Genomic DNA, 22,794 nt, shown 5'->3' on the forward strand with positions numbered 1-22,794 from the left:
TTTGTATAAGGATTGTCATGACTATCACTTTAAAACTGGAAACACTGACCGCAGAAGCATTCAAACCCTTTGGCGATGTCATTGAAGCTTCTGATTCGGTGCAGCATTTCACTATTAACGATGGCAATACCGAACGTTACCATGATCTGGCCAATATCGAGCCAGGCCAAGATGGCAAAGCTATCGTGTCTATTTTCCGAGGCTTACCGCGCACTTTGCCCTTTACCGTTGAGATGATGGAGCGTCATCCCAAAGCTAGCCAAGCCTTTATTCCTACTAATGGGGAACCGTACCTCGTCATCGTGGCCCCCGCAGGACAAGCTCCGAAAGCTGACGAACTGCGGCTATTTTTAGCACAAGGCACACAGGGAGTGAACTACGCAACGGGTGTTTGGCACCACCCCCTGATGGCACTAAACAAGATAGGGGACTTTATTGTGATTGATCGGAAGGGGCCAGGCGATAATTGTGATGTCATCCAGCTAGAAGAGCACGCGATCATTGAAGCTTTGTGATGAGCAGATGCGGGCACAGCCCATCTAAGAAAAAAGCCCCTGCCCGCCCAGTGTCAGGGTTGAGAGGGCCTAACTGCAAGCTACTAACATACCTACTTTAGAGCAAACCAGTAAGATCTTATGCTCTATTACAAGCCGTTTTAACTTAACTAAGGAGCATCCTATGCCTTTAATCAACGTACAGCTTTTTGAGGGTCGCAGCACAGAAATAAAGCGTGAACTTGCTCAAGCCCTTACTGCAGAGGCTTGTCGCGTATTGGGCTGTGGCAAAGACGCTGTCGACATTATTTTCACTGATATCAAGCGTTCTGACTGGGCACGCGCTGGTGAGCTGTGGTCCGATAAATAGAAATAACACCACCTCAACTAAGCTCAAGTGCGACCTGCTTTATGCAGGTCGTCCTCTATTCAGGCTATCTCTCTCGAACCTATAATGGTTAAGGCTACTTAGGTGAAAAACCATACAGCTCAGCTAAAACCAACACTCGCCAAAAATTATTAACATAGTAGCTAGCAAAAAAACAGGTAGTAAATTCCCCGAGAGCCAAAAATAATTATGTGGCCATAAACCGTTACAAACCAAGGCCACTATAACTTGCGGGGTACGGACGGACAGCGCGTAATGTGCACTTGCTATATGTTTTTTGATATTCCACTTATCAATGCTAGGGCGCTTCCTGTAATACCGCCCCATCCTTTACCGTTATGCTCACGCTACCAGACATCGTAGCGTGGCCGCTCACTTCGCTGCTAAATAGCACACCTAGACAGTAAAAATCCTGCGTAAGCGGCCCGCCTCTGTCGTGCCACGCAATTGCTCACTTTTTGCGCGACCGGCGTCAACAACGTATCACTAAGGAGACTGTTCCGATGTCAGCTAATACCTTGGCAAACTCCAATCCTCGTTACGAACAAGGTGGAGTCGATGAAGTTTTGCCGTTTAGCCGCCTTGCTACACTTGGCCTACAACACGTCATGGTCATGTACGCGGGAGCTATCGCTGTTCCTCTCATTATTGGCGCGGCGCTCAATCTGAGCAAAGATCAAATTACTTTACTCATTACGGCTGACCTATTGTGCTGCGGCCTGATCACCATCATTCAATCATGGGGCGTAGGTATTTTTGGTATTCGTTTACCAGTCATGATGGGTGTATCGTTCGCGGCGGTCACTCCTATGATCGCCATTGGTCAAAACCCCGAGCTAGGCATCACAGGCATATTTGGCGCATGTATCTTAGCCGGTGCTTTCAGTATCCTGATTTCACCCATATTTAGCCGATTAATGGGACTTTTCCCGCCCGTGGTGACTGGGACGATTATTACTGTCATTGGCATCACGCTCATGCGCGTCGGCCTGAACTGGGCGGGTGGAGGTAGCCCCCTGACCAAAGACACCACGACTGGACAAATGATCCCTAATCCTGACTTCGGCTCACCCGATAACTTGCTCATCGCCATTGGCGTGCTGGTGCTTATCTTAGTTATCACTAAATTTGCACGCGGCTTTGTGGCTAACGTTGCCGTTTTAATTGGCTTGCTCGCTGGCTTTCTCGCCTCTCTGGCCATGGGAAAAATTTCTTTTAATGGTCTCGATGAGGCTAAGTGGTTTGCCATTGTTAGGCCATTCGAGTTTGGCTACCCGACCTTTAATTTCAGCGCTGCTGCCGTCATTTCACTCATCATGATCGTTATCATGGTGGAATCACTTGGCATGTTTTTGGCTTTAGGCTCTATTTGTGGCCGCCATCCTACTCGCGAGGATCTGGTACGAGGCTTGCGTACCGACGGTCTAGGTACACTAGTAGGCGGTATTTTAAATACCTTCCCGCACAGCTCCTTTTCACAAAACGTAGGGCTAGTTAGCGTAACGGGGGTACGTAGTCGTTGGGTGTGCGTGATGGGCGGTGTGTTTCTCATCTTGCTGGGCGTGTTCCCCAAAATGGCCTTTGTCGTCGCTTCTATTCCTCATTATGTATTGGGTGGTGCAGGCATAGTCATGTTCGGTATGGTTGCCTCAACAGGGATCAGAATTTTGTTGTCAGCAGACCTAAGCAAGAATCGTTACAACCCCTACATTATTGCTATCAGCTTGGGCTTTGGCATGATTCCACTAGTGAGTGAGGGCTTACTGAGCAAAATGCCTGAGTCGTTACAGCCTTTGCTGCATAGCGGGATTTTGCTAGCCGCTGTATCCGCCATTATCTTGAACCTGTTCTTTAACGGCATGAGAACGCCCGTGGGTCACACGAGCGAGGTGGGTTCGAGCAAGAAAGCCTCTGAAGCAGAGAACGACCTGGCATCTTCCCCCTTAAAGCGTTGACGTTTTTTACTGCCCTAAGCCCCTGTTGAGCAGGGGCATCAGAAAGTCAATCGCGCTTGTATAGCGGTAACCCCGAACACATAACAACATGGGGACATTTTAGGGCGCCTAGAGAATAGCTTCTCCATCCCAGTATCCGGGGGTATTATAAATAGCCCGCAAATAGTCGATAAAGCGTCTGACCTTGGCTGGCAGATAGCGTTGCTGCTGATATACGGCTTGAATATCGTAACTAGGCAGCTCAAACCCATCTAGTACGGTTACTAACTCACCGCGCTTGAGCTCAGGTTGAATTTCCCAAGTAGAGCGCCATCCTATGCCCCAACCCTGCTTTACCCAATTGAACAGAAGCTCACCATCGTTGCAATCCAGATCGCCGTCCACGCGCACTGCAAAAGGCTTCCCATCACGCAGGAAGGTCCAGCCACGCTGCTGCCCTCCTTGTAGGTTAAATGCCAAGCAATTATGGCGCACCAAGTCCTCGGGGACCTTGGGCAGGCCATAGCGTTCGAAATAATCAGGGGTTCCACACACTACCCTACGGTTAGGAAACAAGCGTACAGCCACGTAGTTGGGATCAGTCACCTCGCCAATGCGCAAGGCCATGTCGTACCCCTCGCGTACCAAATCCACCACGCTATCAGTAAAGTTAAAAGAAAGCTTAAGTTCAGGATAGCGTTGCTTAAAACTAATAGCATGCGGCGCCACATGACGACGGCCAAATGCAGCCGGAGCAGACACTACTAAGTGCCCCCGAACGACCTTACGTTGAGCACTAATACTAGCCTCGGCCTCTTCGAAGTCCCTAAGTATCTGTCTGCACTGCTCAAGAAACTGCTCACCGAGATCAGTCAGCGTCAACCCACGGGTAGAGCGGTGCATTAACCGTACCCCCAAACGCTGTTCCAATGCATCCAAGCGCCTTCCCATCACAACTGGGGTGACTCCTTCGACTAAGGAAGCAGCCGCAAAACTGCCTTTTTCGGCCACCAAAACGAAACTACGAATTTCTGTATATCGGCTCATTCAATACTCCAAGTATCGATAGAATCAATCGTACCACCAATTCAAACCGAGGCCATCACTCTCTATTATCTTTCTATGTAATTTCGTCAACCAATGATTTAGGAGACATCAATGGCCCGAATGAGAGCCGTAGACGCCGCTGCCGCAATTCTGCGCAAAGAAGGCGTAAGCACTGTATTTGGTGTGCCTGGCGCCGCTATCAACCCTTTTTACTCGGCCATGCGTCAAGAAGGTGGGTTTGAGCATATTCTAGCTCGCCACGTAGAGGGCGCATCCCACATGGCCGAAGGCTATACTCGTGCGGCACCGGGCAACATTGGTGTATGTATCGGTACATCGGGCCCTGCTGGCACCGATATGATCACGGGCCTGTACTCAGCCTCTGCTGACTCTATTCCCATTCTGTGCATCACTGGCCAAGCACCACGAGCACGTTTATACAAAGAAGACTTCCAAGCGGTAGACATTGAATCTATTGCTAAACCCGTCACCAAGGGGGCGGTCACCGTGCGCGAGCCTGATTTGATTCCGCGCGTCTTTCAACAGGCATTCCATCTCATGCGCTCTGGCCGACCAGGCCCCGTCTTGATTGATATGCCTTTTGACGTACAAATGGCCGAAATCGAGTTTGACCTGGACACCTACTCTCCTTTGCCTGCTTATCAGCCTGTCGCTACCCGCGCTCAGGCAGAGAAAGCCATCGAAATGTTGAATACGTCCGAGCGTCCGCTTATCGTCTCCGGTGGCGGCGTCATCAACTCCAACGCATCTAACAAACTCCAGGCCTTTGCGGAATTAGTCGGTGTTCCCGTTATCCCCACCTTAATGGGCTGGGGCACTATTGCTGACGATCACCCGCTAATGGCTGGTATGGTTGGCTTACAAACCTCGCACCGTTATGGCAACCAAACTTTGCTGGCATCGGACTTTGTTTTTGGTATCGGTAACCGCTGGGCTAACCGTCACACGGGTTCGGTGGATATTTACAAAGAAGGTCGTCAATTTATCCACGTTGACATTGAGCCGACTCAGATCGGTCGTGTGTTTGGACCCGATTTAGGTATTGTCTCGGATGCAGGCGCCGCCCTGGACTTATTCATTGACGTAGCCAAAGAATACCAAGCTGCGGGCAAACTGAAAGATCGCTCAGCATGGGTAGCAGACTGCCAAGCGCGTAAACGGACTTTGCAACGCAAAACCAGTTTCGAAAACGTACCCATGAAGCCTCAGCGCGTTTACGAAGAGATGAATCGAGCGTTCGGCAAATCGACCCGCTACGTCAGCACCATCGGTTTGTCACAAATCGCTGCGGCACAATTTCTACACGTCTACGAGCCCCGAAACTGGATTAACTGCGGTCAGGCCGGCCCATTAGGGTGGACGATTCCTGCCGCTCTGGGGGTAGTGGCTGCCGACCGAAATCGCGAAATCGTTGCCATTTCCGGTGACTACGATTTCCAGTTCATGATTGAAGAGTTAGCCGTGGGCGCGCAGTTCAAGTTGCCCTACCTACACATACTTGTTAATAACGCCTATTTGGGCCTGATTCGCCAGTCTCAACGAGGTTTTGAAATGGACTACTGCGTACAATTGGCCTTTGATAACATCAACGCTCCTGAAACAGAAGGCTATGGCGTTGACCATGTCACCGTAGTTGAAGGGCTGGGCTGTAAAGCCATCCGTGTACACAAACCCGAGGACATCCAAGCAGCGATTGCACAAGCACGGGCTTGGATGCAAGAGTTCAGCGTCCCTGTAGTGATTGAGCTGATACTAGAGCGAGTGACTAACATTGCTATGGGCACAGAGCTGACTAATGTGACTGAGTTTGAGGAACTGGCCAAGAAAGGTATTGACGCACCTACCGCCATTTCACTGCTGGACTAATGACTGATTTAAATTGGAGTAAATAATGCCAAAGTTCGCCGCTAACCTAACGATGTTGTTTAACGAGCACGACTTCTTAGATCGTTTTCAAGCTGCTGCCGATGCTGGTTTCAAAGGTGTGGAGTACCTGTTCCCCTATGCTTACGACAAGCAAGAGCTTGCCGATCGTCTACAGCAGCACAGCCTAACGCAGGTTTTACACAACCTGCCAGCTGGCAACTGGGATGCAGGTGAGCGAGGCATTGCTATTTTCCCAGAGCGTGTGGGTGAGTTTCAAGACGGTGTGGGCCGTGCGATTGACTATGCAAGGGCGCTAGGCTGCAAACAAGTAAACTGTTTGGCAGGTAAACGGCCAGAAAACTTAAGCGCTGAAAAAGCACAACAAACATTAGTCGACAACCTAAAGTTTGCAGCAGAAAAACTACATGCCGCAGGGATACGCTTGTTAATAGAGCCCATCAATAATTTTGACATCCCTGGGTTTTTTATTCGTCGCACAGACCAAGCCGCGCAGATACTCAGCGAGGTGGGCTCAGACAACCTGTTTATCCAGTATGACATCTACCACGCACAGCGTGAAGAAGGAGAACTGGCCAATACGATTAAAAAATTCCTACCGCAAATTGCCCACATTCAACTGGCTGACAACCCTGGCCGCAATGAGCCAGGCACAGGTGAAATTAACTACCAATGGCTATTTAAATATATCGACAACACGGGTTTTGATGGTTGGATTGGTTGTGAGTACAAACCTGCAAGTGTCACCAAAGACGGACTAGGCTGGATTCAAGCTCTGACTGCTTAGTATCCATCAACACATATAACTTAGGAGATTAATAATGGCTAAAGTCGGATTTGTAGGGTTGGGCATTATGGGCGCACCGATGGCGGTGAACCTGCTCAAAGGTGGCCACGAGCTATTCGTTTTCACGCGCAGTCAAACACCTAAAAGCGTGATCGAAGCAGGCGCAACGGTATGTGCCAACGGAACCGAGGTGGCCCGTAACGCTGATGTCATCATCACTATGGTTCCAGACACCCCCCATGTAGAACAAGCCTTGTTTGGTGAGAATGGCATTGCTGCGGGTCTGAGCAAAGGCAAAATCGTTATCGACATGAGCTCTATCTCGCCTGTGGCCACCAAGGAATTTGCTCAACGCATTACCGAGCTAGGTTGCGAGTATTTAGATGCCCCTGTCTCCGGCGGCGAAGTAGGTGCTAAAGCAGCCTCCCTCACCATTATGATTGGTGGGCAGCAAGCCGCTTTCGATCAGGTAAAGCCATTATTCGAATTGATGGGTAAAAACATCACACTGGTAGGTGGCTACGGTGATGGACAAATCACTAAAGTAGCTAATCAGATCATTGTTGCGCTCACTATCGAGGCCGTTGGAGAAGCCTTACTTTTAGCGTCGAAAGCAGGGGCTGACCCCGCCAAAGTACGTGAGGCACTCATGGGCGGGTTTGCGAACTCTCGCATTCTGGAAGTGCATGGCGAGCGTATGGTCAAGCGCACTTTCGATCCGGGCTTTCGTATTGAGTTACACCAGAAAGACCTGAATCTAGCGTTAACCACCGCCCGACAGCTGGGTGTTGCATTACCTAGCACAGCGATTGCTCAAGAACTGTTCAACACTTGTGCCGCTCATGGTGGCGCAGGACAAGATCACTCGGCTTTAGTGCGCGCCTTGGAAATCATGGCTAATCACGAAATCGGTCAATAGGCAAACCATACAGGCGGGCTATTAGCCCGCCTTTTTTACCCCATCTCTATACAATATAAAAAGAAGACTGGGCAACAAGCCTTCCTGAGCATTAAAAAATCTGCTCACTAGCTCTATCCCAGCCTGTTTACTAGCCCTTTTAGTGCCTATATGATCATGAATTTGAAGCCACAGGATTTACTCACCGATATGTTTAAGGCAGCCGTGAATGCGGCTCAGCCCGAGCACTGCATCCCCCCCTATTTACCCACAGCCCCCCGTGGTCGAACTGTCGTTATCGGAGCGGGTAAAGCGTCGGCTGCCATGGCACAAGCCCTAGAGCGACATTGGAAGCAAGGCCCGATCAGCGGTGTAGTGGTAACCCGTTATGGTTACGCAGTACCCTGTGAGCACATCAAAATTCTGGAGGCGGCCCATCCCGTCCCCGACCAGGCAGGCGAGGATGCAGCGCATGAGATTTTAGCGGCGGTGAGCCAGCTTACTGAAGACGACCTAGTGATATGCTTAATCTCTGGTGGAGGCTCTTCATTGCTACCCGTTGCTGCAGAAGGCATCACCTTGGCTGATAAACAAGCGATTAACAAAGCCTTATTAAGATCAGGCGCTTCAATTAGTGAAATGAACTGCGTACGCCGCCACTTATCGGCCATTAAAGGCGGGCGGCTGGCGGCCGCTTGTGCGCCTGCACGCTTAGTTAATCTGATTATTTCTGACGTCCCCGGTGATAACCCTATGGATATCGCCTCCGGCCCTACCGTACCTGACCCCACCACGTGTGAACAAGCGCTAGACATTATCCGTCGCTATGACATTACTATTCCCGACGCTGCACGCGATTTGCTCACTAGCGGTAAAGGCGAAACAATCAAACCCGATGATGCTCGCCTGGCCCAAGTCACAACACATCTGATCGCCACTCCACAACTTGCCTTACTGGCCGCTGCTAAAATTGCTGAAAAAGCCGGGGTAAAACCCGTGCTACTAGGCGATAGCATCGAAGGCGAGTCCCGCGATGTCGCTAAAGTGATGGCAGGCATTGCCTTAAGCGTTAAACAGCACGGTCAGCCTGCTACGGCCCCCTGCGTTTTGCTTTCTGGCGGGGAAACCACCGTCACCCTAAAAGGCAATGGCCGTGGTGGGCGCAACGTCGAGTTCTTACTTTCTGTCGCCATTGCCCTGAATGGGGCAGACGGCATCTATGGATTAGCTGGCGATACCGATGGCGTAGATGGCCAGGAAGAAATAGCCGGTGCTCTGTTTGACCCTAGCAGTTTGCAGCGAGCATGGGATCTAGGCTTACGGCCCCTAGATAGCCTAGACAATAATGACGGGCACGGATTCTTTGAAGCATTAGGGGATGCCTTAATAACAGGCCCCACGCTCACTAACGTGAACGATTTTCGTGCCATCCTGATTTTACCTAACAGCGTTTAACGCACATTCTAAGGAATAGAAATGATAGATACAAAAGTACTCACTCTTGACGATGCGAAGCTCATTGCAGCGGCTGCTGAAAAAGAAGCGCAAAGCAACAACTGGGCGGTAAGCATCGCTATTTGTGATGCTGGTGGCCACGCTCTGAGCTTGGTACGCATGGATGGAGCGCCTCTCATGAGCGCAAGCGTAGCCCCAGAAAAAGCACGCACCAGTGCACTCAGTGGCAAGCCCAGTAAAGTGTTTGAAGACATGGTCAATCAAGGTCGCACCGCTGCCTTAGCCATGCCTATTAGCCCCCTAGAAGGCGGCGAACCTATTATCGTTAACGGCCGAGTTATCGGGGCTGTCGGGGTTTCTGGCGTTAAAGCCAATGAAGACGCCCAAATAGCACGTGCTGGAATCAGCGCGTTACAAGTCTAAATAGCACAAGGACACCCTCATGAGACGAGCGAGACATTCCCGCATTTTAGCTACCTTAGGGCCGGCTAGCTCCACTCCAGAACGTATTCGCGAACTATTCGAGGCTGGTGCCGACGTATTTCGCCTAAATTTTAGCCATGGCAGCCAAGAAGATCACGCTGCGCGCTACCAGGCTATCCGCGATCTGGAAAAGGAAACCGGCCGCAGCATTGGCATACTGATGGACTTACAGGGCCCAAAGCTGCGTATTGGTAAAATTGAAGGCGGTAAAGTCACGCTCCAAGCAGGCCAGAAGTTTCGTCTTGATCTAAACCCCATGCAAGGCGATGCTACTCGAGCGAACTTACCCCATCCAGAAATTTTTGCTGCCTTGGAAAAAGGCACTGACTTATTATTGGATGACGGTAAGCTACGTCTGCGTGTTGACAGCTTTAGTGCGGAGCATGCAGACACCACTGTCATGGTGGGTGGTCCTCTTTCAGATAGAAAAGGCGTCAATGTGCCGGGCGTTGTACTCCCCATCTCCCCTCTTACAGAAAAAGACTTAGACGATTTGCGTTTTGGTTTGGATCTGGGTGTGGATTGGGTTGCCTTGTCCTTTGTACAGCGGCCAGAAGACATACGCGAAGCACGCGCCATTATTGGCAATCAGGCTTGGATCATGGCCAAGCTTGAGAAACCCCAAGCTTTGGACTATTTGGACGAAATTATCGATCTCTGTGACGGAGTTATGGTCGCTAGAGGTGACTTGGGGGTAGAGGTCCCACCCCAGCGCGTGCCAGTGATACAGCGGCAAATAGTACGTGCTGCTCGGGCTGCAGGGCGTCCTGTCGTGATTGCTACACAGATGCTAGAGTCTATGATCAGCTCACCCGTGCCCACACGGGCGGAAGCTTCCGACGTCGCTACCGCCATTTACTCAGGTGCCGATGCAGTGATGTTATCCGCAGAATCTGCTTCCGGCCAGTTTCCACTTGAAGCAGTCAGCTTCATGAATAGCATCATCAGTGAAATTGAAGCCGACCCTAATTGGCGCACAGTCATTGAAGCAAACCACAGTACAGCTGAAGCAACGACTCCTGATGCGATCTGCTGTGCGTTACGTCGCGTCGCGAATATCTTAGAGCCAGCAACTACCGTTGCTTACACCACTACCGGATTTAGTGCGCTACGAGCAAGCCGAGAACGACCAGTAGCCCCTATTTTGGCTCTGACACCACAAATTCAAACGGCACGTCGCCTGAGCATTGCTTGGGGGGTTCATCCGGTTGCTGGTGAACACGTACATGACGTGACACAAATGGTGGAACACGCTACCCATGTTGCGACTCGACATGGCTTTGCCAAAGGCGGCGACACCATTGTCATTATTGCTGGTGTGCCGTTCGGCACCAGTGGTAGCACTAACTTGCTGCACGTGGCCACCATTCCCCAAACCTAAGGCCGTTAACCAAGCCCATCATCCCAGCGTTAGCATGCTGGGATTTTTTTGCTGGAAAATTATTGCCATGCACAAAAAAAAACCCGAGATCTGTAGATCTCGGGCAAATCCACCAAAGGAGGAGGGTGGAGGAGACAATCGTGGCAAGTCGGGCTACTAAATACTAAGATTGAGCCAGAAAGCTAAGGGTTATACCTATTGCGTTTTGCTTTGCTTTCATTTCGACATCCAATAACTAAAGTTTATACAGAATTATGGTGCGATGCAAGATATATCAGCAATTACCCTATGAACGAGCTTTTATGTTGCATTAACAACACAAGTCATTAGATACGATACGCCGTAGTGGTCATGACTGTGGACATGACACGCATGAGCGCCTTAACTGGTGCCGGCAAACTAGCTGCTCCGTGATGCTCTGCCGTCATCCTATGTTCAATCTCATCGGTTTTCATTTGCTGCACAATGGCGCGCGAGCGTACATCTTGGGGGGGAAGAATTTCAAGATGCTGATCTAAATGCTGCTCTACTTGGCGTTCTGTTTCAGCCATAAAACCCAAGTTATAGGGTATACCAGCTTTGCTGGCGACAACCCCTAGCCCCAGTGACGCTGCATACCATAACGGATTCAGGACGCTAGGGCGGCTGCCTAGCTCGCGCAAGCGGTCATCACACCACACTAAGTGATCAACCTCCTCAGAGGCGGCTTGATAAAGAACGGCCTTAATTTTGGCATCGTCACACATTAACGCCTGCCCACGATACAAAGCCTGCGCACATACCTCACCCACGTGATTAATACGCATTAAACCGGCGGCATGCTTTGCTTCTGCCGGACTCAAAGCGGGATCGTCACTGCGCACCTTCCCGGCAGGATTCGAGCGTCCTGCCACCGCTGAACGGCTCAATACATGCAAAGCTTGGTTGACTTCCCCCAACAAATCATCGAAAAGCGACTTGCGTCGCTGTAGACGAGTGGGTGTGCTCAAGGACGGGTTCATACTACTCCTGAGTAAATCGACAAAACCTTATTGTTGTCTCAAAAAATGCATGATGGCTTTGATCTCGGACAAAAACCATAGACTTGGCAGCACACAAGCCATAACCACTAGCCCTATGCCGGCTATTTCTTGATCCGATTGTAGATAGAAATTACATAAGCGTTCGGGGTTTTCTTGATAAATGATTCCAGCAATGGCCATCATCCAGCATAAGTTACCCATAAAAAACAAACGAATAACCAAATGACTACGTGACCAAGACTCTTGAAAAACAATACCTGCCAGCACCAAACCAATATACTTGGTTAACGCCAACGATGGCGAAAGCAGAACATCGTCCAGGGCTTTAGGAATCATCCAATAGGCCCCCACAAAGCTGACCAATATAAGCCCCGGCAGCCCTAACTCATTGCAGTGATAATAAAGGCGCAAAAAAGGCTGAAACGCTGGCCGGTTTCCCCACCCTTGATACACCAGTGCCCGCTGCAATAAAGCACCTGACAACACCAGCATAGGGATCTGCACCAGCATGTGTAGGCTCATTAGCCGCGTTAAAGGATAATCAAAAAAAGCAGCCGCAGCAAAAAGCAAAGCGGATGCCATGGCCAATAGGCTGCCAACATAAGGGCGCCACGCCATGGTGTTGACGGATGAGATTAAACCCTTGCCCATTACGAAGCGTCCTGCGCGCTACTCGTTGCCAGAATCTCGCGTACTGCAGATAGCGCAAGGCCGGGCTCGCCGTAGTCCGTGATACGCAGCAATTTACCTTGCGCATCCACCACATGGTAGGCAGCGTTATGCTCATACTCTCCGTAAGGGGCAGGAATAACGATAATGCCAAAATCATCCAGCACCTGCTCGCGCTGAGCACCATTTTCCATGGTGACAAAATTCCATACGCCTGGCTTGGCTTTCATCAAATGCATGTACCGTTGCAATCGATCAGGGGTATCACTAGGGTCAAAGCTAATGCTTAACAAGCCTATTTTATCTTCCTGCCCTGCAGCAATAATCGCCTCTTGGATTTGCTGCATTTCAGCGCCCATGGCTAAACATAAAGTAATACAGCGTGTGTAGATGAAATTGACTAGGAGGAATCGTCCATCTTGCTGCATCAGGTCTAGCAGACTGACCTGAGCGGCGCCTGGAGTGAGCACTGTCACGTCAGACACTTGGCGTGGGTGCTTGGCTACATCATTGCGACGAGCCTGCTCAGTGGTGAGCGCAGTATAGCCGACAGTAAGGTGAGAAAGCGCCCCGAACCCCAGGGCGCCCACCACTAAAAGGCAAACCAGAAGTCTCATGGTCTGCCCTGTCGTTTACTCTTCCATGGGAGCCAAATCGGCATCGCCATTCCAGTGATCAGTTTTATCGGCTGTTTTTTCACGCTCAGCCTTAACCAAATCTACACTCACAGGGTCAACACTATTGTCGCCCAGCTCGGTACGCAGATAGGTAGCCACCGCGGCCAACTCAGCATCGTTAAACTTGTCCCGGAACTCAGGCATCACGCCGTTGTATTTATTACCTTTGACAGTAATTTCTCCGCTGATCCCGTGCAGCAATATCTGCACTAACACCTCAGGCTTGCGCAGCACCCACTCCGAGCCTACCAATGGAGGAAAGACGCCCGGAATACCTGCACCGGTCGCCTGGTGACAGGCAACACATTGAGCCACATATAACTGATGGCCATCAATGTCTCCGCCCTCTGTTTCGGGCACCGCAAAGTCTGCTGGTACACGGTGATCACCTACCGTTGCCGCATAACGAAAATGCGTATTAAAAATATAAAACGCTCCCCAGCTAAACAGACCTGCAATGATTAACAGCAAGATCCAAGGTACTGGAGCCACATCTTCATGTGGATCCTCGTACTCGCGTTTCTGGGCTTCGTATTTCCTATTATCAGTCATCAAATTCTCCGCTGCCCCTAAGCAAGGGGCATACTCTCGCGCAACGAGGCGCTCTTAGTTAAGAACGCTTTGAGGGTCTACCGGATAGGTATGATCCAGAGCCAACAGATACGCCACCAGGTCCATCGTTTCAGGCTTAGCCACTACCACTTTACCTTCGGGGGCAAAGTTACCAGGTAAGTTAACTACTTTATCGCCTTCTTCAGCCTTGTCTTTAATGTCGAACAAGAACGGATAGGAAGGCATATTGCTGCCTGGAACGTAGGCTCGTGGCTGATACAAGTGACCCAAGTGCCAGTCCACGCTAGGCTGACGAGCGCCGATGTTGAACAAATCGGGCCCCGTACGCATAGTGCCTAACAAGTGAGGAGTATCGTAGTAGTAATCACCCGCTACCGAAGCACGTCCCCAACCACGTTGAAAGTCGGGCGCTTGGCTCTGACTACGTGGCTGTTGCGAGTGGCAGTACACACAACCGTTAGAAATATAAACACCACGACCACGCAACTGCTCAGAGGTGTAGGGTTTAAGTCCGGGTGAAGGCTCTACTTTTTCAACCTGAATGTAAGGGATGACAACCAATGCTGAAATTGCGAGGGCGATGGTCACCATGGCCCCGCCCAGTAGTTTGTATTCGTTTTCCATAACTGTATCAGATCTCCACTATTTGCTTGCTACTGCAGGCTGATGAAACAGCGCAGGACCCACGCGACGGCTACCATAACGTAAAGCCATAGCGACGAAGTGGAAAGCAAAAACCAAGTGGCCTAAGGTCATTAAACCACCACCGATAGAACGCGACTGCAAGTAAGGCATCGTCACGGTCACCGAATCCATAAAGCTTTTAGCTGCATCCAACATGTACATACCTTGCAACCAACCGCCTATGCTCAAACCCACCGCATAAATGGTAAATCCGATTGCCACTAGCCAGAAATGCAAGGAGATCAGTTTGGGGAAAGGCCACTCCCACGACATCACGCGCGGCATGATGTAGTAGATAGCGCCAAACATAACAATGGTAAAGAAGCCGTACAAACCAATGTGGGCGTGTGCCACCGTAAAGTGTGTGAAGTGCGTAATAGTATTGATAGAACGCAATGCTTCAAAGGAGCCTTGAATGGAACTGATGGTATACATGAAGCCACCCAGTACGATGAAACGCAAGGTTGGGGAGTAAACCAATGTACGGAAATGGCCCTTCATGGTGAACTGCAGGTTGATCGTAAAGGCCAACACAGGAATGATCATCATCATGCTCTGAACGATGGACAAGGTCACCATCCAGCCTGGCACCGGCCCACCAATCAAGTGGTGACCCCCTACCTGCCCATAAAAGAACGCCAGCCCCCAAAAACCAATCAAAGACAGGTTATAAGAGCTAATTGGACGACCAATAATTTTGGGCATGAAGTAATACACCGAGGCCAAAGCCATAGGGGTATAGAACAAGCCTAATACGTTGTGTCCAAACCACCAGTTCATGGTTGCTTGCTCAACACCAATGTGCACCGAAGGCAAATTCCCAACCAAGAATAAAATCGGGAACCAGAATAAGGCAGCGCCCATGTACCAAACAGACACATATAGATGGTGTGCCTTACGGTTTTGCAGCGTGAACACTAAAGGAAATGCCAACAAGGCTCCGCCGATAACGAGCAAAATATCAATCTGCCAGGGTATCTCCAGCCACTCCATACCATCGTTAACGCCTACAGCGATACTGGTCAAACCAGCCACAAGACCGATATTCCAGAGCACGCCCCCTGCAATCGCATATCGAGCGCCCATAAGCGGAGTTTTTAGCAGACGAGGCAGCATCCACATGGCGACGCCGAACGCAGCCATAGGAGCCCAACCGTATGCGACCCCGTTCAAATGCAGAGTTCGCATACGTCCAAAGGTCATCCATGCATGCTGTGCCAGGAAGTCGGGTTCGTGCAGTTTAATAGAGCTGATCAAACCGGCTGTAGAAGCCACGATCAACCATATCACCGAACAGGCCAAGAACATGAACGCGACATAAGCAGACGATCTGTCCGCCTCAATGCGTTCCACCAACTCGGAGTCGAGTGCTTGCTGCACTGATGCAGAGCGTTGAGCGGGTTCTCCCATTTCCTGCTGCAAAGCCTGATGTTGTTCAGGAGTTGCAGAGGGGTCGTCAACACGCCCCACCTCGCCAGTGGAGAATATTTCACGTGCTGCGGCTGGGTTAGGGTCGAAAAAATTTCGACGCAATGACCAGATGAAGACAAATAGTCCGGTAACGGACAAAACAAAAGCGAGAAGCAGTATTGAAACGGTATTCACAATGATCCAGGCCTGGTTAAGAGTAGGCTGCGAACAGCTCACGACGCTTTGCAGATCGAAAAAGAGCGGACACAAAAAAATCACGATCCGATGTGATCGTGAGAGCCGCCATCTTAAAACATCCACAATGCCTTGCCCGACAAAGCCCACACTAACAACATGGTTTATTGAGCAAGAACAAATACAAATATAAAATTATCTGCTATAGCAGCTTGAGTAATTATAGACCCCAGATTGCCCTAGATATAGGGTTTGTTACGATTTGCTCAATCTATGCAAACAAGCCGCCGTGGGAATGTATTCAGAAACCGACATTACTCTTGATGTAAGCCAAGCCGGTTCAGCATGCCTAAGCTCGAATAGGGAAATATGCGCCATTAGCCGCCGGCTGCCGTACAATTTACCCTCCCTACAAAGATAATGAGCCACCTTCGTAGGTGGCGCCATAGTAAAGACAAGGACATTCAAATGGAATGCACAATCGACTGGGGCGGCCCCGAAGGCATGCTATTTGTAGCGCGTACTGGCAGCGGTCATGTCGTGGCCATGGACGGCGCTCCCGAGGGCGGCGGCCATAATCTTGCGCCTCGCCCAATGGAAATGTTGCTGCTTGGCACGGGAGGCTGCGCTGCCTACGATGTCGTCTTGATACTGAAACGTGGACGACACGATGTTCAGGACTGCCAAATACAAATGAAAGCAGAGCGTGCCGCCACAGACCCGAAAGTATTTACCCAGCTTCACTTTCACTTTGTGGTAACAGGCAAAAACCTGCCTAAAGCTGCCGTTGAACGCGCGATCAAACTTTCACACGAAAAATACTGTTCAGCCAGTGCTATGCTGGCCCACACTGCCACCATCACGCATTCATTTGAAGTACAGGAAGCCTAATGAGTTCTTTCCCCTACGAAGCTTTGATGCGCGAAGTCTACACCCACGGGGTCAACAAAACTGACCGCACAGGCACGGGTACGCGCTCGATTTTCGGACATCAAATGCGCTTTGACCTTAGCCAGGGCTTCCCCTTAATCACCACCAAAAAACTACATACTCGCAGCATTTTTATTGAACTGCTCTGGTTCCTACGAGGCGAGTCGAATGTACGTTGGCTGCAAGAGCGCGGTGTGAGCATTTGGGATGAATGGGCCGACGACAACGGTGAACTAGGCCCCGTATACGGCGTACAATGGCGCTCTTGGCCGACTCCAGACGGTCAGCACATAGACCAAATCTCTCAACTGATGGAGCAAATTCGTCAGCAGCCTGACTCACGGCGTTTGTTGGTATCTGCGTGGAACGTCGCTGAGGTCAAGAGTATGGCTTTACCCCCTTGTCATGCCTTATTTCAATTTTATGTGGCCCAAGGAAAGCTATCTTGCCAGTTGTATCAACGTAGCGCCGATATTTTTTTAGGCGTGCCGTTTAATATTGCCAGTTACGCATTGTTAACCCATATGGTGGCACAACAATGCGACCTAGAAGTCGGCGACTTTATCTGGACAGGCGGTGACTGTCATCTCTACAGTAACCACTTCGAACAAGTGCAAACCCAGTTAGCCCGCGAGCCGCGTCCCTATCCGAAGCTACTCATCAAACGCAAGCCTGCCTCCGTGTTCGAGTATGAGCTCGAGGATTTTGAAATCATCAATTACGACCCACACCCTCACATTAAAGCTCCTGTCGCCGTATGACCACTCCTCGTATTCGTCTTGTTGTCGCCTATACCAAAAATCGTTGCATAGGAAAAGACCAAGACATGCCATGGCATCTTCCTAACGATCTGCAGCACTTTAAGCAGGTCACGATGGGTTTGCCTATTATTATGGGCCGTAAAACATGGGAAACTCTAGGACGACCCTTACCGGGGCGGCCTAATTTGGTGGTTAGTCGTCAAACTAGCTATAACGCTCCAGGCGCTCACGTTTACGCTAGCCTAGAAGAAGCTATCGCGGCCTGCCAGGACGAGGTAGACATCTGCGTTATTGGCGGCGAACAACTCTTCCGACTTGCCCTACCCTTGGCAAAGGATCTGTATGCGACAGAAATCCATGCGCATATCGAGGGTGATACTTTTTTCCCCGAGTTAAATGCCAGCGAGTGGCAAGAGATCAGGCGTGAAGCGCAGGCGGAAGAAAATGGGCTTACCTACGACTTCGTGCTGTATCAACGCCTCTAGGCAGTATAAGCAGCCTTACCGCCACAAGCCCCTTGGTTTAGGGGCTTGATGGTTGAGATCTAGTCTAGCTGTGCGGCGTAATCCTGACCGCTCAGTAGGTGCTCAAAGTCAGCGGCATTATCCGGTTTGAGTTTGAAAATCCATGTTTCATACGGTACCTCATTGAGCATGTCTGGTCCGTCTTCTAACTTGGTGTTGAACTCGACCAATTGTCCCGCAACGGGCGCATAAATATCTGAGGCGGCCTTCACCGACTCAACCACACCTGCCGTATCGCCTGCGGCGAGCTGGCTACCCACTGTAAACTCGCCTACAAACACGAGATCACCCAGTTGATCCTGAGCAAAATCCGTAATTCCCACCACTAGTAAGTCACCCTCTTTCTTCACCCACTCATGAGTAGCGAGATACTTTCTATCGTCTGGTAATTGCATAAGCCCCCCAAAAAATAACAATAAAACTAGGCTGTGCGTAGCGCGCGAGCACAAGCAGCCGCTGAGGCCCAGGCCCACTGAAAGTTATACCCTCCCAGCCAACCTGTGATATCCACAGCTTCGCCAATAAAGTACAAACCAGGCACCTTTTTGGTTTCCATGCTTTTTTGATTTAACTCACGGGTATCGACTCCTCCCCGCATCACCTCTGCCTTTTTATAGCCTGCTGTGCCGCTGGGGGAAAGTTCCCAAGCATGAATCACCTGCCCTACCTGCCGTATCAGCTTATCAGGCATGTCAGCTAAACGCTGTTGCCCTATCTCAGGGGGTAAGACCTGTGCCTCATGCAACCACTGCTCCACCAACCGTCTGGGCCATAAGGTGGCTAAAACGTTTACTAACAACTGTTTATTGCCCGGCTTCAGAGTCAACAGTTGTTCTGCGATGTCTTGGCCTGGTGCTAGGTTAAGCCGGATGGGAGTACCCGGTGTCCAATAGCTAGAGATTTGCAAAATCCCCGGTCCAGATAACCCTCTATGGGTAAAAAGCAAATCTTCAAGGAACGCCTGATGATTTTTTTTATTCTCACCCGTACTCACTTCAACTTCTAAAGCAAGGCCGCTTAACGCTGAGAAAGGTCGCCATTGCTGGGCATCAAAAGTAAGTGGCACCAAAGCCGGCCTAGGCTCGATAACTTTCAACCCAAATTGACGCGCAATGCGTAGCGAGAAATCGGTAGATCCGAGTTGCGGTATCGCCATACCGCCGGTTGCCATCACAAGTTGCATAGCGGATAGTGTGCCCTGAGACGTATGCAACAAAAAGCCGTTATCTATATGCTCTATCGTTTCTACACGACAAGGCATACGCCAAGAGACCTGACCTTTCACACACTCTTGCCGCAGCAACTGAATAATAGACTCGCTTGAGTCATCGCAAAACAATTGCCCTTTATGCTTCTCGTGGTACCCAATGCGGTAGGAGCGCACCAGTTCTAAGAAGTCGTTAGGTGTATAAGCGGTTAAAGCAGAGCGACAAAAATGCGGGTTTTCCGACACAAAGTTAGCCGGAGAGGTATGAATGTTAGTGAAATTACAACGCCCGCCCCCGGAGATACGTATCTTTTCGCCCAGCTTTTCCGCATGGTCTATCAACACCACTCGCAGGCCCCGCTGCCCTGCAATACTAGCAGCCAGCATGCCGGCTGCCCCCGCGCCTAAAATGGCGACATCAAACACTGGATTCACTCTGATTGATCCTGCTGAACCTGCTCTTCACGTATGCAATCCACGTAATAGCGTGAGAGACCGTCTGGGCCAATGTCCTGCGCCAAACCATGTACATACGTCTCAAACCCAGGAAAGCGCGCATTGAACTCGCGTGCAAACTGCAAATACTCGACGATTCGAGAATTAAACCGCTCACCAGGAATCAGCAAAGGAATTCCAGGAGGATAAGGAGTCAGCAAGACCCCTGTCACGCGCCCTTCTAAGTCATCGATGCCCACCCGCTCAATTTCACGATGAGCCATCTTGGCATACGCATCCGCAGGCTTCATCGCCGGCACCATGTCGCTGAGATAAACTTCGGTCGTCAAACGCGCCAAATCATATTTTCTGTACGCTTGGTGGATTTGCTGACAAAGGTCGCGTAGCCCCAACTTATCGTAAGTAGGATGTTTTTTGCAAAAGTCCGGCAATATACGCCACATTGGCTGATTACGATCGTAGTCATCTTTAAACTGCTGTAGCGCGGTCAGCAAGGTATTCCAACGACCTTTGGTAATGCCGATGGTAAACAAAATAAAAAAGGAATAAAGACCGGTTTTTTCTACCACTACCCCATGCTCTGCCAGGAACTTAGACACCAACGCGGCAGGGATGCCTTGTTCGGCAAATGTCCCGGAGATATCTAGTCCTGGAGTAATCACCGTGGCCTTAACAGGGTCGAGCATATTGAAGCCAGTGGGCAACTTACCAAACCCATGCCACTCTGCTCCCGACTCGAGTATCCAACTTTCCCGACTGCCTATGCCCTCTTCGGGTAATTTGTCTGGCCCCCAGACACGGAACCACCAGTCGTCTTCACCGTACTCAGTGGCCACCTTACGCATAGCACGACGGAAATCCATCGCCTCACTGATGCTTTCCTCGACTAAGGCAGTCCCCCCTGGCGGCTCCATCATCGCAGCAGCCACATCACACGACGCAATAATCGCATATTGCGGTGAGGTGGACGTATGCATCAGATAGGCTTCGTTAAATACATTACGATCTAACTGACGACTTTCTGCATCTTGTACCGTAATCTGCGAAGCTTGAGATAAGCCGGCCAGCATTTTGTGAGTGGAATGGGTGGCAAACACCATGGTGTTTTTGCTGCGCGGACGATCAGCGCCAATGGCATGCATATCATGATAAAAGTCATGGAAAGCAGCATGCGGCAACCAGGCTTCATCAAAGTGCAAGGTATCTATTTCAGAGTCTAGCGACTCTTTAATCATTTCTACGTTGTAAATCACCCCATCGTAGGTACTTTGGGTCAACGTCAAAATACGTGGACGCTTATTTTTGACTTTACGGGCAAAGGGGTTGGCCTCAATTTTTTGGCGAATATTCTCTGGGTCAAACTCACTGCGCGGAATCGGGCCGATAATCCCCAAGTGATTACGCGTAGGCCGTAAAAAGACAGGGATAGCACCTGTCATGGTAATGGCATGCAAAATAGACTTATGGCAGTTTCGATCCACCACCACGATGTCGTTGTTACCTACGTTGGCATGCCAAACAATTTTATTCGATGTAGAGGTGCCGTTAGTGACAAAGAAGCAGTGATCGGCGTGAAAGATGCGTGCGGCGTTTAGCTCAGACTCAGCGACAGGCCCAGTATGGTCCAATAGCTGCCCTAGCTCATCAACCGCGTTACACACATCGGCGCGCAGCATGTTCTCACCAAAAAACTGGTGAAACATTTGCCCTACCGGGCTTTTCAAAAAAGCCACCCCACCTGAATGCCCCGGACAATGCCAAGAATAAGAACCATCGACAGCATAGTTCACTAAGGCCCGGAAAAAAGGTGGTGCCAAACTATTCAAATAAGACTTAGCTTCCCGGATGATATGACGCGCCACGAACTCAGGCGTATCTTCAAACATATGAATAAAGCCATGCAGTTCACGCAAAATATCGTTGGGAATATGCTGCGAGGTGCGTGTTTCGCCATACAAATAGATGGGGATTTCATCGTTACGAAAACGCAACTCACCAATGAAGGCACGCAAGTTTTCGATGGCGTGGGCCGTCCCCTCGGGTGAGCCCACGTCAAACTCCTCATCATCTATCGACAAAATAAACGCACTGGCTCGGCTTTGCTGTTGAGCAAAAGAACTAAGGTCACCATAACTGGTGACCCCGAGTACTTCTACACCCTCGGCCTCGATAGCCGCTGCTAAAGCCCTGATACCTAGACCTGAAGCATTCTCAGACCGGTAGTCCTCGTCGATAATGACGATAGGAAATCGAAATTTCATTCCTGTACTCCTAAGTACGAGGTAGCGTTACACCTTGCTGTCCCTGATACTTACCGCCGCGATCACGGTAAGACACTTCGCACACTTCGTCGCTTTCAAAAAACAACATTTGTGCGCAACCTTCACCTGCATAAATTTTGGCTGGCAAAGGAGTCGTGTTAGAAAACTCTAACGTGACATGCCCTTCCCATTCAGGCTCTAGTGGTGTGACGTTGACGATAATGCCGCAACGCGCATAAGTACTTTTCCCTACGCACATCGTCAATACATTACGGGGGATACGGAAATACTCCACCGTGCGAGCTAACGCAAACGAGTTAGGCGGAATGATGCAGACATCGCCGACAAAATCAACAAATGATTTTTCGTCAAAATTTTTCGGATCGACAATGGTGGAATTAATATTGGTGAAAATTTTAAACTCATTGGCACAACGCACATCATAGCCGTAGCTACTGGTGCCGTAGCTCACTATACGCTCGCCATTAACCGTACGTACTTGACCCGGTTCAAACGGTTCTATCATGCCCGCAGCGGAAGCCCGCCTAATCCACAGGTCACTTTTGATACTCATAGCAGTCGCCTTTATTCGATAAGCGCGTATTTTATCGTTTACACAATAAAAAGTTATTAACAGGGCACAAATACGACAG

23 protein-coding genes are annotated in these 22,794 nt (G+C 50.1%); 12 read left to right on the forward strand and 11 right to left on the reverse strand.

Translation table 11 applies throughout. From position 1 onward, the window contains the following. Window positions 1–17 precede the first annotated feature (17 nt). The 3 genes from OSH01_RS01235 (at window position 18) to OSH01_RS01245 (ending at window position 2,837) form a co-directional block, all read left to right on the forward strand. Window positions 18–515, forward strand: coding sequence for an ureidoglycolate lyase (locus OSH01_RS01235; RefSeq protein ID WP_266122229.1), 498 nt, complete (start codon window positions 18–20; stop codon window positions 513–515). A gap of 163 nt (window positions 516–678) precedes the next feature. Next, window positions 679–864 carry a 4-oxalocrotonate tautomerase gene (locus tag OSH01_RS01240; protein ID WP_323177979.1) on the forward strand — a complete coding sequence of 62 codons (186 nt, stop codon included), beginning with the start codon at window positions 679–681 and terminating at the stop codon, window positions 862–864. A 521-nt stretch (window positions 865–1,385) separates the two neighbouring features. Then, window positions 1,386–2,837 carry a nucleobase:cation symporter-2 family protein gene (locus OSH01_RS01245; protein ID WP_266122230.1) on the forward strand — a complete coding sequence of 484 codons (1,452 nt, stop codon included), beginning with the start codon at window positions 1,386–1,388 and terminating at the stop codon, window positions 2,835–2,837. 108 nt (window positions 2,838–2,945) lie between these two features. Here OSH01_RS01245 and OSH01_RS01250 read toward each other — a convergent pair whose 3' ends face one another. Beyond that, window positions 2,946–3,863: a LysR family transcriptional regulator gene (locus OSH01_RS01250; RefSeq protein WP_266122231.1), complete on the reverse strand. Its 918-nt coding sequence runs from the start codon at window positions 3,861–3,863 to the stop codon at window positions 2,946–2,948. Between the two features lie 111 nt (window positions 3,864–3,974). Here OSH01_RS01250 and gcl point away from each other — a divergent pair, with 111 nt between their 5' ends. The 6 genes from gcl (at window position 3,975) to pyk (ending at window position 10,772) form a co-directional block, all read left to right on the forward strand. Next, window positions 3,975–5,750 (forward strand): glyoxylate carboligase, encoded by a 1,776-nt coding sequence (gene gcl / locus OSH01_RS01255; RefSeq protein WP_266122232.1) that lies wholly within the window; start codon window positions 3,975–3,977, stop codon window positions 5,748–5,750. A 25-nt stretch (window positions 5,751–5,775) separates the two neighbouring features. Next, entirely contained in the window at window positions 5,776–6,555 is a 780-nt protein-coding gene (hyi, locus tag OSH01_RS01260; protein WP_266122233.1) for a hydroxypyruvate isomerase, read from the forward strand. A 34-nt stretch (window positions 6,556–6,589) separates the two neighbouring features. Continuing rightward, the gene (locus tag OSH01_RS01265; RefSeq protein WP_266122234.1) at window positions 6,590–7,474 is read left to right on the forward strand and encodes a 2-hydroxy-3-oxopropionate reductase; all 885 of its coding nucleotides are present in this window, start codon (window positions 6,590–6,592) and stop codon (window positions 7,472–7,474) included. A 156-nt stretch (window positions 7,475–7,630) separates the two neighbouring features. After that, window positions 7,631–8,908 carry a glycerate kinase type-2 family protein gene (locus tag OSH01_RS01270; RefSeq protein WP_266122235.1) on the forward strand — a complete coding sequence of 426 codons (1,278 nt, stop codon included), beginning with the start codon at window positions 7,631–7,633 and terminating at the stop codon, window positions 8,906–8,908. Window positions 8,909–8,929: 21 nt separating this feature from the next. Beyond that, window positions 8,930–9,331: a GlcG/HbpS family heme-binding protein gene (locus OSH01_RS01275; RefSeq protein WP_266122236.1), complete on the forward strand. Its 402-nt coding sequence runs from the start codon at window positions 8,930–8,932 to the stop codon at window positions 9,329–9,331. A 19-nt stretch (window positions 9,332–9,350) separates the two neighbouring features. Continuing rightward, complete coding sequence (pyk, locus tag OSH01_RS01280) at window positions 9,351–10,772, forward strand: pyruvate kinase (protein WP_266122237.1); 1,422 nt, start codon at window positions 9,351–9,353, stop codon at window positions 10,770–10,772. 326 nt (window positions 10,773–11,098) lie between these two features. Here pyk and coq7 read toward each other — a convergent pair whose 3' ends face one another. Genes coq7 through OSH01_RS01310 form a run of 6 tightly spaced genes read right to left on the reverse strand, consistent with a single transcriptional unit; the run spans window position 11,099 to window position 16,002 of the window. Further along, window positions 11,099–11,773 carry a 2-polyprenyl-3-methyl-6-methoxy-1,4-benzoquinone monooxygenase gene (coq7, locus tag OSH01_RS01285; RefSeq protein ID WP_266122238.1) on the reverse strand — a complete coding sequence of 225 codons (675 nt, stop codon included), beginning with the start codon at window positions 11,771–11,773 and terminating at the stop codon, window positions 11,099–11,101. A gap of 27 nt (window positions 11,774–11,800) precedes the next feature. Next, a complete protein-coding gene (locus OSH01_RS01290) occupies window positions 11,801–12,445 on the reverse strand; it encodes a hypothetical protein (protein ID WP_266122239.1) in 645 nt (214 codons plus the stop codon). Then, window positions 12,445–13,080 carry an SCO family protein gene (locus OSH01_RS01295; RefSeq protein ID WP_266122240.1) on the reverse strand — a complete coding sequence of 212 codons (636 nt, stop codon included), beginning with the start codon at window positions 13,078–13,080 and terminating at the stop codon, window positions 12,445–12,447. Before OSH01_RS01295 ends, OSH01_RS01290 begins: the two co-directional genes overlap by 1 nt. A gap of 15 nt (window positions 13,081–13,095) precedes the next feature. Further along, entirely contained in the window at window positions 13,096–13,692 is a 597-nt protein-coding gene (locus OSH01_RS01300) for a c-type cytochrome (protein ID WP_266122241.1), read from the reverse strand. A gap of 54 nt (window positions 13,693–13,746) precedes the next feature. After that, the gene (locus tag OSH01_RS01305; protein ID WP_266122242.1) at window positions 13,747–14,337 is read right to left on the reverse strand and encodes a cbb3-type cytochrome c oxidase subunit II; all 591 of its coding nucleotides are present in this window, start codon (window positions 14,335–14,337) and stop codon (window positions 13,747–13,749) included. Window positions 14,338–14,355: 18 nt separating this feature from the next. Next, complete coding sequence (locus OSH01_RS01310; RefSeq protein WP_266122243.1) at window positions 14,356–16,002, reverse strand: cbb3-type cytochrome c oxidase subunit I; 1,647 nt, start codon at window positions 16,000–16,002, stop codon at window positions 14,356–14,358. Window positions 16,003–16,470: 468 nt separating this feature from the next. On the opposite strand from OSH01_RS01310, the gene OSH01_RS01315 reads away from it, so the two are divergent. From OSH01_RS01315 to OSH01_RS01325, 3 genes are read left to right on the forward strand one after another with little or no spacing between them, the layout of a single operon-like run. Continuing rightward, window positions 16,471–16,893 carry an OsmC family protein gene (locus OSH01_RS01315; RefSeq protein WP_266122244.1) on the forward strand — a complete coding sequence of 141 codons (423 nt, stop codon included), beginning with the start codon at window positions 16,471–16,473 and terminating at the stop codon, window positions 16,891–16,893. Next, window positions 16,893–17,693, forward strand: a complete 801-nt coding sequence (locus OSH01_RS01320) for a thymidylate synthase (RefSeq protein ID WP_266122245.1) — start codon at window positions 16,893–16,895, stop codon at window positions 17,691–17,693. The genes OSH01_RS01315 and OSH01_RS01320 overlap by 1 nt, the downstream gene beginning before the upstream one ends. Further along, window positions 17,690–18,178: a dihydrofolate reductase gene (locus tag OSH01_RS01325; RefSeq protein WP_266122246.1), complete on the forward strand. Its 489-nt coding sequence runs from the start codon at window positions 17,690–17,692 to the stop codon at window positions 18,176–18,178. Before OSH01_RS01320 ends, OSH01_RS01325 begins: the two co-directional genes overlap by 4 nt. Window positions 18,179–18,237: 59 nt before the next feature. On the opposite strand, the gene gcvH is transcribed toward OSH01_RS01325, so the two are convergent. Genes gcvH through dcd form a run of 4 tightly spaced genes read right to left on the reverse strand, consistent with a single transcriptional unit; the run spans window position 18,238 to window position 22,715 of the window. Then, entirely contained in the window at window positions 18,238–18,612 is a 375-nt protein-coding gene (gcvH, locus tag OSH01_RS01330; RefSeq protein WP_266122247.1) for a glycine cleavage system protein GcvH, read from the reverse strand. Between the two features lie 26 nt (window positions 18,613–18,638). Further along, on the reverse strand, window positions 18,639–19,850 hold the full coding sequence (locus OSH01_RS01335) for a BaiN/RdsA family NAD(P)/FAD-dependent oxidoreductase (RefSeq protein ID WP_266122840.1): 1,212 nt from the start codon (window positions 19,848–19,850) through the stop codon (window positions 18,639–18,641). Between the two features lie 5 nt (window positions 19,851–19,855). Continuing rightward, entirely contained in the window at window positions 19,856–22,141 is a 2,286-nt protein-coding gene (locus OSH01_RS01340) for an arginine/lysine/ornithine decarboxylase (protein ID WP_266122248.1), read from the reverse strand. Window positions 22,142–22,151: 10 nt separating this feature from the next. Beyond that, window positions 22,152–22,715 carry a dCTP deaminase gene (dcd, locus tag OSH01_RS01345; RefSeq protein WP_266122249.1) on the reverse strand — a complete coding sequence of 188 codons (564 nt, stop codon included), beginning with the start codon at window positions 22,713–22,715 and terminating at the stop codon, window positions 22,152–22,154. Between the last annotated feature and the right edge of the window lie 79 nt (window positions 22,716–22,794).

It is taken from the genome of Alcaligenes endophyticus (genome assembly GCF_026344035.1).
Classification (GTDB): Bacteria; Pseudomonadota; Gammaproteobacteria; order Burkholderiales; family Burkholderiaceae_B; genus Alcaligenes; species Alcaligenes endophyticus.